At 28.6% G+C, this 12,863-nt stretch carries 10 protein-coding genes; 9 read left to right on the top strand and 1 reads right to left on the bottom strand.

The window, feature by feature from the left end:
• The first annotated feature begins 35 nt into the window (after positions 1 to 35).
• Positions 36 to 764 carry a 2-thiouracil desulfurase family protein gene (locus KEC93_RS05115; protein WP_077868366.1) on the top strand — a complete coding sequence of 243 codons (729 nt, stop codon included), beginning with the start codon at positions 36 to 38 and terminating at the stop codon, positions 762 to 764.
• Positions 765 to 1,050: 286 nt separating this feature from the next.
• On the opposite strand, the gene KEC93_RS05120 is transcribed toward KEC93_RS05115, so the two are convergent.
• The gene (locus KEC93_RS05120) at positions 1,051 to 1,686 is read right to left on the bottom strand and encodes a hypothetical protein (RefSeq protein ID WP_011968291.1); all 636 of its coding nucleotides are present in this window, start codon (positions 1,684 to 1,686) and stop codon (positions 1,051 to 1,053) included.
• 460 nt (positions 1,687 to 2,146) lie between these two features.
• Here KEC93_RS05120 and KEC93_RS05125 point away from each other — a divergent pair, with 460 nt between their 5' ends.
• From KEC93_RS05125 to KEC93_RS05160, 8 genes are all read left to right on the top strand, one after another.
• Positions 2,147 to 2,947 carry a chitosanase gene (locus KEC93_RS05125; protein WP_011968292.1) on the top strand — a complete coding sequence of 267 codons (801 nt, stop codon included), beginning with the start codon at positions 2,147 to 2,149 and terminating at the stop codon, positions 2,945 to 2,947.
• A 1,079-nt stretch (positions 2,948 to 4,026) separates the two neighbouring features.
• Positions 4,027 to 5,283, top strand: coding sequence for a PTS sugar transporter subunit IIC (locus KEC93_RS05130; protein WP_011968293.1), 1,257 nt, complete (start codon positions 4,027 to 4,029; stop codon positions 5,281 to 5,283).
• Positions 5,284 to 5,333: 50 nt separating this feature from the next.
• Positions 5,334 to 5,642 (top strand): PTS sugar transporter subunit IIB, encoded by a 309-nt coding sequence (locus KEC93_RS05135; RefSeq protein ID WP_011968294.1) that lies wholly within the window; start codon positions 5,334 to 5,336, stop codon positions 5,640 to 5,642.
• Positions 5,643 to 5,655: 13 nt separating this feature from the next.
• Positions 5,656 to 5,994 (top strand): PTS lactose/cellobiose transporter subunit IIA, encoded by a 339-nt coding sequence (locus KEC93_RS05140; protein WP_077868365.1) that lies wholly within the window; start codon positions 5,656 to 5,658, stop codon positions 5,992 to 5,994.
• 199 nt (positions 5,995 to 6,193) lie between these two features.
• A complete protein-coding gene (locus tag KEC93_RS05145; protein WP_011968296.1) occupies positions 6,194 to 8,893 on the top strand; it encodes a sigma-54-dependent transcriptional regulator in 2,700 nt (899 codons plus the stop codon).
• 172 nt (positions 8,894 to 9,065) lie between these two features.
• A complete protein-coding gene (locus KEC93_RS05150) occupies positions 9,066 to 11,822 on the top strand; it encodes a sigma-54-dependent transcriptional regulator (RefSeq protein ID WP_242997587.1) in 2,757 nt (918 codons plus the stop codon).
• A gap of 122 nt (positions 11,823 to 11,944) precedes the next feature.
• Positions 11,945 to 12,367 carry a PTS sugar transporter subunit IIA gene (locus KEC93_RS05155; RefSeq protein ID WP_011968298.1) on the top strand — a complete coding sequence of 141 codons (423 nt, stop codon included), beginning with the start codon at positions 11,945 to 11,947 and terminating at the stop codon, positions 12,365 to 12,367.
• Positions 12,368 to 12,381: 14 nt separating this feature from the next.
• On the top strand, positions 12,382 to 12,852 hold the full coding sequence (locus KEC93_RS05160) for a PTS sugar transporter subunit IIB (protein WP_011968299.1): 471 nt from the start codon (positions 12,382 to 12,384) through the stop codon (positions 12,850 to 12,852).
• Positions 12,853 to 12,863: the final 11 nt, after the last annotated feature.

Raw genomic sequence — 12,863 nt, forward strand, 5'->3', positions numbered from 1 at the left:
TAGTGTTAAGTGTACGTTAGATAAGAGGTGATAATATGTACATAATAAGTGCATGCTTGTGTGGAGTTAATTGTAAATATAGTGGTAAAAATAATCTAAATGATAGATGTTTAAAATTATTTAGAGAAGGAAGAGCGGTTCTAGTTTGTCCAGAACAATTAGGCGGATTACCAACTCCAAGAAATCCTGTTGAGCTAAATAGTGCAGCAAGTGAAGTGTTAGATGGGAATGGAAAAGCATTAAGTAATAAAGGTGAGGATTTTACTAAGCAATTTATAGATGGTGCATATGAAACATTAAAAATTGCGAAAGAACTTGGAGCCACAAAAGCTATATTAAAAGAAGGAAGTCCTTCATGTGGAGCTAACTTTGTCTATGATGGTACTTTTACAGGTAATAAGATAGAAGGCAAAGGAATTACAGCTCTTTTATTGGAGAATGAAGGTATAACAGTATTTTCAGATGAAGACTTAGAAGTAAACAATAGTAAGTTAGTATACCTTAATGAGTTTGATAGAGAAAAGGCTAAGAAAAGAAGACTTTTTGAACAAGGAGAAGAAGACGAGTCTTATGGAGAAGAATATTTTGATTTAACAGAAAATTTAACTGATATGTCTGAGCTTCCACCAAGTGTTGAAGAAAATGTGAAAAAGCTTATGATTTCATTAGCTCGTGATTTAATGGGCTTTGAAGAAATTGATGAAATTGCAGAAGCCACAGGGCTTAGTGTAGAGGAAGTAGAAGAAATTTTAGAGGAAGAATAATAAGAAGCAAATAGATATTAATTAATATATGTTGATTTTGTTAATTCAGATATTACTAGTATTTGTTTAATCCCCATGATAGATTAAATTATCATGGGGATTTTTAGCGTGTGGAAGTTTTGGAGGCTTAATAAGGATTATAATGAACAATTAAGAATCGTGTTTAAAAAGTACTTTAATGTCAGTTAAAAGAAAAGTTAAGCTGTTACATAAAGAATTTCTTTGTGATGTAACAGCTTTTTTATATCTTTTAGATGGAGTATAAAAACTAAGAAATATTTTTAATTTACCTTACATCAGTGTTATTACAAGAATATTTAAATTCAGGTTGAGTTTGAAGATAAAATCCGTTTCTTACCTGTGATATCCAATTTTGAAATATTTCTAGCCACGCATTGCTTGTAAAGAAATCTTCAAGTGGCCTTGTAGGATCCCACTCCAAAATTAGAAATGGACCTATACCAAATGACCAAATCCCACTTTGTTCTACTCCAGCTTCTCTTATAAGAAGAATAGGAAGACCGTATTGATAAGCCATAGCTGGTTCAATTTGAGCAAAAGGACTACCCTCAAGAGCAAACTGATTTTGAGGTTGACCAAGATTATTTTGAATTATATATACCTGTCGTTGATTAAGATTAAGTGAAATAAATCCATAACTAGATAGCATCATTCTTCTGATATTTGTTAATGGAGTTTCGGGATATTGTTCGGTTACTGGTAGGGTACGTGGAAATAATAAAGCCTCTCTTATTTTAGATATTATAGCATCAACAAATTCTTGTTGAATAGAATTCAATCTACTTGGATGGCTTAGGAATACAGGAACTCTAAATAAAAGATTTGATGATTCCTGCATTAATTCAGTTGGTTTTACGCCAGTATATTGATTTATAGCGTCTCCTTCATATATTTTAGTCATTTGTTTTCCTCCATAATATTATTTTATCTTAAGATATATATTCTTGAACTATTACCATGAATTATTATATGTAAACAAAAGTGTTAACGTTACGATAATGTTTTAATTTTAGATAAAAAAACTTTATGTTGAAAAATTCAAGTATTGTAGCTGCTATCCTTGAAGATTAGAAAATTATATTCTCATAATAATTAAGCTTTGTATTGAATTATTAATATTTAAAAGGATCAAGTAATTCAATACAAAGCTTTTACTTTTTAAGATTATATGCGATTTACATATTATGTAATTAATACATTTATGTGTATTGTACATGTATTTTTAGAATACACATTAAATAATATGTATTATTTATCTATAAAGCATCTGTTTTCAATATACATTATTTGTATTTTATAATTGGCATAATATTTGCTTTATATATAATTGAGATAAAATAATTATTAGGGGGAATTTTTATATGAAAAATTTACGAAAATTAGTTACTTTAGCAGTATCTTTGACTATGTGTCTCTCATTCTCTTCAGCAGCATTAGCCATTACTGCAAATTCTGAACAAAAAGCAGTGGACCTTCAGTTAACGACTGTATGTGAAAATAGTAAAACAAAGTTTGTTTATAATTATGCAGAGAAGCTTGGCTCATTTGATGGACGAGGAATTACATTTGGATGTATAGGATTTACTACAGGAACTTACGATGGAAATATATTAATACATTATTATACTAAGCTAAATCCCAATAATAATTTGGCAAAGTATATTCCAGCATTAGATAGAATAGACAAGGAAGAACATGATGAGGATGGAAAAAATGATGATATTAAAGGCCTAGATAATTTTATAAAAGATGTAAAGGCATGTAATGATTCATTATTTAAGAAAGCTCAATTATATGAACTTGATGAAATGTATTGGAAACCAGCAGTATCTCTAGCAACTTCCATTGGCGCTAAACATCAACTAACTTTAGCATTTATATATGATATGTGTGTAAATCATGGAGAAGATGGAGCAAAAGAATATATTAATTCGGCTAAGAAAAAGTTAGGTGGATTACCTAAGGATGGTATAGATGAAAATAAATTTCTTTCTAGTGTAATGGATTATAGATATGCATTCCTTAAAGATGATGATCCAGAAGGTTCGGATAGAGTTAATGCATACAGAAAATTATTAAAAGCAGGTAATGTAGATTTGAAACCAGACTTTAATTTTACAGTTTATGGAGATACTTTCAATATAGATGGTGATGTTTATTAGTATTAATTAATGGTTTAAGAACAGGTTTTTCTTATACTAATTTGTGATAGCTACTAAAATTAATGTAAACAGGATAGTAATTAGATTTTTAGCTATGCAATAAAATTATATAAATAAAGATAAAAAACAGTATTAATATGGACAAGTATTAATATTGTTTTTTAGTTTATACAGATTTTTGCACTTTTAAATATTAATTTTGTATGCATATATGTTGTGATAACAAATTTATATTCAAAGCGTTAGTAGGCTACGTAATCAATTAATGGCATAATACTGGCGTTTAATTATATATGGCAGTATTTTAAGCCTTTTAGTTATGAAAAACGAAATGTAGAAAAGATATAATACACATACGTGTATTATATCTTTAGAAAACTGTAAAATGTGTATTGATTTTATACTGAATCAATTAAGTCTGAGTTTTATCAGTATTTTAGAGTATTGGCATGGTAATTGCTTATATAATTCTATGTAAAAATAAATTCATTCTGTGAGTTGCTAGAAGAAATAATTTAATACTTCATAGAAATTTTACTATTTAGCGATTATATAATTTTAGTTTAATCCTACTTAAGCATAAATTTAATAAACAAACTTAGTTATTTACCATAAACCTCAAATCTCTTGTATTTTATAAAAAATAAACGTAATCTTTTGCCTATATATTGAGTGAAAATTTATATTGTGATAGTAATAATAAACAATAATTCAATTATATTTGTCTTATACATTTATAAATATTAAAATTATACTGTAACATATAAAAACGATTACTTTAGTATGCTGAAATAATTATGTGATTTAATTATTTTCATTTTTGAGTATTAATAATATTATGCAAAAGTTATGGATTTCATTTTTCATAATACATTGTTTGAATATAATGTTTATTAAAATTAGTTTTATATAACTTATCGTAAGATAGAAAATTTTTATGTTTGTTTTCTTCAGTTCTATTATTTAATACTTTAGCAGAGATATTCAATACTTAGCAAGCTTGCGATTACTACTTAAATAGAATTGAAAGATGTTTATGCAGCTTAACAGAACGAAAAAATTATGGAGGAGAAGAAATTATGGAAAGATTTATGGATTTTTTTCAAGAAAAGATGATACCACCATTAGTTAAAGTCGGTAATCAAAGGCATCTAATGGCAATTCGTAATGGATTAGCTATTACAATTCCATTCATTATTGTAGGAAGTATATTTCTTATTTTAGGTAACCTTCCATTTGATTGGTGGGCAGATTATATTGGAGAGCTTGGCCCAAAGATGAATGTAGTTGTAAATTCATCATTTGGAGTTCTAGGCGTTTTAGCAGCCCTTGGAATAGGATATCACTTAGCTAAAAGCTATAAATTAGATCCAATTACAGGATCAGTAATATCTTTTGTAGCATTTTTACTTACACAAGTGACAGAGGATTTTCAATTAGATACTAGTAAATTTGGAGCAGAAGGACTTTTCACTGCTATAATAGTTTGTATGTTTGCAGTAGAAGTATTAAGATTTTTCGTAAAGAGAAATATTGTTATTAAATTACCAGAGGGAGTTCCGCCAGCAGTTGGAAATTCATTTATTGCGTTAATACCAGCTCTTGTAGTTATGATTACAGTTTGGCTAATAAGAGTAGTTATAGGATTTAATATAACTGATTTTATTACTATGATATTTAGTCCAGTTGTTTTTGCCCTTAATACTCTTCCGGGAATATTAATATATAGCGCATTAGTTACATTACTTTGGTCAGCAGGTATTCATGGAGACATGACGCTTGAAGGTATAGCAGATCCAATATATATTCAATTTTTAACTGTTAATACAGCAGCTTTTATAGCACATGAAAAGATTCCATACATTACAGCATCAGGATTTTACTCATTGTTTGTTAATGTAGGAGGAACAGGTGCAACTCTTTGTTTAGTTTTATTAATGATCCGTTCAAAGAGCAAACTTTATAAATCACTTGGAAAGGTTTCATTTCCATCTGCATGTTTTGAAATAAACGAGCCAGTCATATTTGGTTTTCCAGTAGTTTTAAATCCAGTTATTCTAGTTCCATTTACAGTGGTACCTTTAGTACTTACTACTTTGTCTTATTTTATGATGTATTTTGACATAATTGGTAGACCAGTAGCTATGGTTCCGTGGACAATGCCCCCTATTATAGGACCATTTATTGCAACTGGTGGAGATTGGAGAGCAGCAGTTTGGTCTGCTGTAGAAATGGTTATAGCAGCAATAATTTACTACCCATTCTTTAAATTTGCTGAAAAACAACAATTAGAAATTGAAGGGAAAGAAGAAAATTTAAATACAGTACAAGCTTAGTGTATTAATTAGAAAAATATTTATAGAATGAAATTTAGGAGGAATTTAGCATGAAGATATTATTAATGTGTGCAGCAGGTATGTCAACAAGTTTGCTAGTAACAAAAATGCAAAAATATGCAGAGGAAATAGGTCACAAGGACTTAGTTATTAATGCTGAACCAGTAGAAGATTTGGATGAAAATGTTGATGATTATGATGTATTTTTACTTGGGCCTCAAGTTAAATATAAAGAAAAATGGGTTAAAGAAATAGTTGATGAAAAAGGTAAGCCTTATGCCTGCATACCAGTACAACTTTATGGAAGAATAGATGGAAAAAGTGTTCTAGAACTTGCACTAAACTTAATGGATAAATAATGGAGGATTTAAAATGAATATGGAATTAGAAGAAATAGTTTTCACTATAATTAGTCACGCAGGTAATTCACGATCAGCTTGTTTTGAGGCTTTAAATTTAGCTAGAAATGGTGAGTTTGATAAAGTCAATCTATGTATGAAACAAGCTAAAGAAGAACTTTCATTAGTTCACAATATACAGACTGGCTTAATTCAAGAAGAGGCCGCAGGTAATAAACAAGAATTATCTTTATTACTGATGCATGCAGAAGATCATTTAATGACTGCATCTTTAGCTAAAGATCTTATCTGTGAACTTATTAAAATGTATGAAGAAAAGTTTAAAGAAAAAGAAATAGCATGCAATGTATAATAAGTAAAAACAGCAAATAGTAAAAATGGAGTGGGTTATTTAATAAAACTTGAATAATCCACTCTTTGATATGTTTATTCAAATTCTATGGTAAATCATGTATAATAAGCTTATTAGTTAAAGATATTTAAATTTAATTTACGTACCTAGAGTGTTAACGTTAAGAGAGTTATACGAATAGGATATGAGGGGAAAAGCAATGAGAAGGATTGATAATATTTATAAAGTTCTAAGGGATCTGTGTAGTAAGGAATATAATGAACGTAGATGCATCAACGGTTTTTCAGCTACAGAAATTTCATTAATAATGAATATTCAAAGGACAAACGTATCTAGTGATTTAAATAAACTTTATAGAGATGGAAAAATAGAAAAGATATTGAAGAAGCCGGTACTATATAAAATAAAGGAGGAGGATATTCAGATAGGGCAAGGCACAGAAAAAGTTTTAAAAGATGCTTTTGATAACATCATTGGAACTAGCTTCAGTCTGAAAAACGCATCACAACAGGCCAGAGCTGCTATAATATATCCTCCCAATGGACTTCATACTCTTCTTTTAGGGGAAACTGGTACAGGAAAATCAATGTTTGCAGAAGTTATGTATAAGTATGCTAAAGAAATTGGCAAAATAAAAGCCAATGCGCCATTTATTTCATTTAACTGTGCAGATTATGCAAATAATCCACAGCTACTAGTGAGTCACATCTTTGGTGTTAAGAAAGGGGCATATACTGGTGCTAGCAGAGATACCATAGGATTAGTTGAAAAAGCTAATGAAGGAATATTATTTTTGGATGAGGTTCATAGATTACCATCGGAAGGTCAAGAAATGCTATTTTCTATAATTGATAAGGGCATATATAGGAGACTTGGAGATTCTGAGGAAGAGTATAAAGTTAAACTACTTATAATATGTGCTACTACTGAAAATGTTGAATCGGCATTATTGAAAACATTTACTAGAAGGATTCCTATGATTATACGGTTACCAGCATTAAAAGATAGGACTATAGAAGAAAGATACGAACTTATTAAAAACTTTTTAAAGATAGAAGTGAGTTGCATTAAGCAGAGCATAAGTATTACAGCAAATGCGCTAAAAGCATTTTTACTATACAATTGTTCTAATAATATTGGGCAACTCAAAAGCGATATAAAACTAAGCTGCTCAAAAGCTTTTCTTGAGAATATGATGAAAAGAGATAAGAATATATGCATTCATAGTCAATACTTGCCTCAGTATGTACTTAGCGGATTATTTAAGTATAAAGAGAAAAGAAGTGAAATTGATAGGTTTGTAAATCAAGATGTTATAAAGTTTTGTTTGGATGAAAATAATGTAAGAGAAGAAGAAGATATAAAAATAGTTGATTTTTATGGAGCATTAGAAGAAAAAAGAAAACTTTTGGAGTCTAATGGAATAAGTGAAAAGGACATAAAACTTATAATGAGTCTTGATATAGATACGTATTTTAAAAAATATATACTGAATATAGATAAGGATAGTTTAGAAGAATTATATAAAGTAGTTGATAGAAAAATTGTAGATCTAGTTAGTGAATTTTTAAATAAGGCTAGTGAAAAATTGTTAATGCAGTTTGATAGTAAAATTTTATATGGACTATCAATGCATGTAGCAAGTACAGTTGAAAGAATTTTAAATGGAAAAGAAATTAAAAATCATCAGCTTGAAGATATTAAAAAGATGCATTCCAGGGAATATGAAATTTCGTATGATTTGAAAGAAAAAGTTGAAAGCACATTTCATATTAGAATTCCAGAAGATGAAGTTGGATTTATAACTATGTTTTTATGTATAGATAAAGAGGATTATGAAAATGAGAGTAGTGTTGGAATTATTGTTGCTATGCACGGAGAGTATACAGCAAGTTCAATGGCTGATGTAGCTAATAGACTTTTGGGTGAGAAATATGCTATAGGCTATGATATGCCATTGGATCAGAAACCAGAGACTGCACTAGAGAATTTAACAGAAATAGTAAAAGAAATAGATAAAGGTAGAGGAGTATTGCTGTTAGTAGATATGGGATCTCTTGTTTTATTTGGTGATATGATTTACGAAAAGACAAAGGTACCGGTAAAAACAATAGAAATGGTGTCTACACCTATTGTTCTTGAAGCTACAAGAAAAGCAACATTAAAAGCCTCATTGGAGGAAATTTATGATTGCTGCATAAATTTGAATCCACATATAGTGCGAAGTTATGCAGATAATTTTAGTATAAATTCAACACTTAAAAAGAAAGTAATTATAACAGCTTGCATCACAGGACAAGGAACTGCTATAAAACTCAAGCCAATTGTGGAAAAGAAACTAGAAATCACTAGCAATGACATCGACATACTTAATATAGACATAGTAAACAAGAAAAAATTCAATCATAATATACAAAAAATAAAGGCAGAAAAGGATATATTGGCAGTGGTAAGTGCAGTAAAACCAGATGATGAGTCTTTGTTGTATATATCAACATCAGATATTTTTGATAAGAAAAAAGTAGAACTACTAAAATCACGATTAAGTCTAATAGAAGAGATATATGATATGAGAGAAGTAATTGGAGAAAATGTAAATATAGATTCATATAAGTATATCGAGTGTTTTAGGAGCTTTTACATACGTCTTGTAAATAATAAAGTTGAACTTAATAGTTCTGCATTAATAGGGTTAATATTACACATTGCATGTGTAATAGAGCGTATGTTGAGTGGCGAAAAAATTATATATCGTAAGTATAGTGAGAAAATGTTAGATGAGAATAAAGATAAATATAATTTTGTTAGAGAAATATTAAAACCAATGGAAGAAGCATTTAATATAGAAATATCTGTAAAAGAGTACTTAATTATTCTTGAGACTATATATTTCTTGTAAGTTATAAAAAAGGAAAGTACAGGTCATGTAAAAATATTTAAATATAAAGTTAAGATATAGTTCTAATGTAGAAAAATATAGTATAATATAAAAAAGTTTTTTATTTATATACTCTTGTTTCATTTCTCAAAAATAATATATAAGGGTGATAAATATGTTGTTAGACTATATAATGGGATATTTGGAAGAGCAAACATGCTACTTTGGAAGAGCTGGTGATAATTCTAGGTTTACAGCTAGCGAAATTGCAAAGAAGTTTGATGTTAAGAGAAATACTGTAAGCCATTATTTAAATCAAATGGTTGACGAAGGTAAGATAATAAAAATTAATACAAGACCTGTTTATTTTTTGCATTATAGTCAATTTGAAAAGTGTTTTTTTGGAATAAAAGGCAACAAATATAATAGCATTGAAGAATTATTTTTTCAAAAACCATTAGATGAAGAAAAGGACAAGTTTTCAGAGCTAATTGGATTTAAAGGAAGTCTAGAAAAAGCGTTAGAACAAATAAAAACATCTATATTTTATCCTAATAACGGATTACCGATTATACTTAGTGGGCCAACTGGAGTTGGTAAAAGTCTTTTAGCAAAGTATATATATAATTATTCGGTAGAAAAACAAGTAATATCAAAAGATTCCCCATTTATTGTATTTAATTGTGCTCAATATTATAATAACCCTGAATTATTATCGGCAAATCTTTTTGGATATATAAAAGGTGCCTTCACTGGGGCAGAAAGCGTAAAAGAAGGGATGCTTAAGGAAGCTGATGGAGGAATACTCTTTTTAGATGAAGTGCATAGACTAAACGAGGAAGGACAAGAGAAGTTATTCACATTTATGGATCAAGGGGTTTTTAGAAGAATGGGTGAAAGCTCAGGATGGCATAAAGCAAACGTTAGACTAGTTTTTGCTACAACAGAATCACTATCAGAAAATTTTTTGAGAACTTTTTTAAGAAGAATTCCTATATCAGTCTCAATACCAGATCTAGATAAGCGTGGCACCGATGAAAAACTTCAATTTATATATCAATTTTTAATAAAAGAAGCGAAAATATTAAATAAAAAGATTTCAATTTCAAATAGGGCTATAGATCTAATGTTGAATTATAGCTTTAAAGGGAATATAGGTGAACTGCAAAACACAGTTAAATATGTATGTGCTAAATCTTATACTAAAAAAATAAATTCAGAAATGATACAGTTAGGGGTATTGGATTTTCCAGAAGAGTTGTTGGAAGACTCAATTAAGAAATCTGATATAAAGATAAAACAAAGTGAATATATATTAATTTTACCAGATACTACTGTACCAATGATATTAAAAAAAGATGGGAATTGGCAGCAACTAATAAAGAATACTTATATTCAAATAATGAGTTTTTTTAATGATATTCAAAAGAAAAATGTAAGCATTGAGTATTTTGAGACTAATGTTTTTCAAGAAGTATATGCTTTGTTTGATAAATTAATATTTGAAAGAAAAGAAGAAAATAAAAATGTTATGATTCAATACATAACAGCGAGTATTCAAGAGATATTTAGATACATGGAGATAAATTATAATATAAAATTTAATGGTAATAGCGTTTATGCAATATCATATTTTTTATATATAAAGAGTGAAGATTCATTAGAATGGAATGAGGAACAAAGAAAATTAAGAGATAGTTTGTATAACTATATTTTAAAAAACAATAAGCTAGAACATGAGATTGCAATTAAATTAATTAAGCTTATTGAGAGCAAGATGGATATTAAGTTTACGATATATGATAAGATTTTTTTATCTTTTTATTTGAAAAGCTTAAACATTCAGCAATCTAATAACGGAACTAAAACTGTAATTTTGGCTCATGGTTATGCAACAGCTAGTAGTATTGCAAATGTAGCAAATAGAATGTTAGAAATGAATATGTTTGAAGCTTTTGATATGCCTATTGATATAAAAATGGATGAAATAGCAAAAAAGTTAATAAATTTTATTGAAGAAAATGATGTATCTAAAGGATTGGTAATACTTGTTGATATGGGTTCGCTAAATGATATATATAAAAGCATAAATAGTTATATAAATGGTCCAGTAGTAATTATTAATAATGTGTCTACTCAAATGGCGCTATTTGTTGGTGAAATGTTAAAAAATAAAATCTATCTTGAAGAACTTGTGGAAAATCTAAAAGAACATAATGAAACAAGTTATAAAATTCTATACCCTGAAGAAAATAAGAAAAAGGTAATCGTAACTTCTTGTTTTACTGGGATGGGAACTGCGTTACAACTTCAGAAGTTATTGCAGGACAGTATCCCAGAAAAACTTAAGATTAAGGTCATAGCACATGACTATGAGAGGCTAAAAACTTTTGGAATGAATGAAGCATTATTCCAATTGTATGATGTTTTAACTATAGTAGGTACTGCAGATCCGGAAATTAAACATATTAATTATATTTCCTTAGAAGATTTAATGTCTGGAAGAGGGGAAAATCAATTAAGACGTATACTCCAAAAAATAGCTGATGAAAATGACTTGAAAACTATTAATGATAATATAGTTCACAATTTTACATTAAGAAGGGTAATAGATACATTAACTATATTAGACACAGATAAATTGCTAAGAAATATAGAGGAATGCTTAGATAACTTAGAAATAGCTATGAAAAAGAAATTAAATAATGAGAAAAAAATTGCTTTATTAGTTCACATAAGTTGTTTAGTAGAAAGACTGATAAGGCACGAAGAAATAGATGCATATCCAAACTTAGAAAACTTTATAGAGTGTCAAAAAGATATGATAAAAACTATAGAAAATTCATTTAGTGTCATTGAAAAAATATATAATGTCAAAATTAATCTACCAGAGATAGGATTTATTTATGATATTTTGATGTATCAAAGTACTGAAAATACTGAGTTTTAAGTGATAGAGATAGTGAAGAATAAAGAAGCGTGCCAGACATTGGCACGCTTCTTGCTTTTATAATGCTATGAGAAGTGAAATAAGATTTATAATATCATGAGTTTGGATGGAGATGATAAATTTTGAAGAGAAGATTTTTATTAGCAAGTCACGGAAGACTTGCAGATGGAATGCATGAATCTGTAAAGATAATAATAGGAAAACAAGATAATATATCAACACTTTGTGCATACATAAGCAGCGAAAAAAATTTAAGCCAACAAGTAAAGGAGGTCATAAATAATTTAGAAGATGGGGAAGAGTTAATAGTAATAACGGATATCTTCGGAGGAAGTGTAAATAATGAGTTTATGAAATACATTAATTATGAAAACTTACACATTATTTCGAGTATGTGTTTACCACTTGTAATTGAATTAATAACAAGCCAAGAAGAGAGTACAGAAAAATTAATCGAAGAAACAATTAAAAATACGCAAGAGAATATAAGATATTGTAATAAAACATTTCATACGGCTAAATCAATTAGAGACGAAGAATTTTAAAGGAGTGATTTTATATGATTAAACTATTAAGAGTAGACTATCGTTTGTTACATGGACAAGTGGCATTAGCATGGACTCAACAAATTAACACAGATTGTATATTAATTGCAAATGATAAACTTATGCAAGATGAGATAAAGAAGACAACAATAAAGTTGGCTAAACCTAATGGGGTTAAATTAGTAATTAAGAATATAGAGGATTCCATTGCGGCTATAAAAAGTGGAGTTACAGATAAATATAAGTTATTCATTATAGTAGAAACAATAGAAGATGCAGCAAAATTAAGCAATGAATTGCCTGATATAAAATCAATTAATATAGGAGGTGTTATGCCTAGAGAAGGGACAAGAACAATCACTAAATCAGTTCCAATATCAAAGGAGGAGGAAAGAATATTACAAGAACTAATAAATAGAGATATTGAATTAGAGATAAGACAGGTTCCAGGTGATAAGAAAATTTTAGTTAAAAACGTATTATAAGGAGGTAAAAT

Origin of the sequence: Clostridium beijerinckii, assembly GCF_018223745.1 — a bacterium.
GTDB lineage: Bacteria > Bacillota > Clostridia > Clostridiales > Clostridiaceae > Clostridium > Clostridium beijerinckii.

Coding starts and splice junctions, on each gene's coding strand:
- KEC93_RS05115 (WP_077868366.1), top strand. CDS start 36: ATGTACATAATAAGTGCATGCTTGTGTGGAGTTAATTGTAAATATAGT.
- KEC93_RS05120 (WP_011968291.1), bottom strand. CDS start 1,686: ATGACTAAAATATATGAAGGAGACGCTATAAATCAATATACTGGCGTA.
- KEC93_RS05125 (WP_011968292.1), top strand. CDS start 2,147: ATGAAAAATTTACGAAAATTAGTTACTTTAGCAGTATCTTTGACTATG.
- KEC93_RS05130 (WP_011968293.1), top strand. CDS start 4,027: ATGGAAAGATTTATGGATTTTTTTCAAGAAAAGATGATACCACCATTA.
- KEC93_RS05135 (WP_011968294.1), top strand. CDS start 5,334: ATGAAGATATTATTAATGTGTGCAGCAGGTATGTCAACAAGTTTGCTA.
- KEC93_RS05140 (WP_077868365.1), top strand. CDS start 5,656: ATGAATATGGAATTAGAAGAAATAGTTTTCACTATAATTAGTCACGCA.
- KEC93_RS05145 (WP_011968296.1), top strand. CDS start 6,194: ATGAGAAGGATTGATAATATTTATAAAGTTCTAAGGGATCTGTGTAGT.
- KEC93_RS05150 (WP_242997587.1), top strand. CDS start 9,066: ATGGGATATTTGGAAGAGCAAACATGCTACTTTGGAAGAGCTGGTGAT.
- KEC93_RS05160 (WP_011968299.1), top strand. CDS start 12,382: ATGATTAAACTATTAAGAGTAGACTATCGTTTGTTACATGGACAAGTG.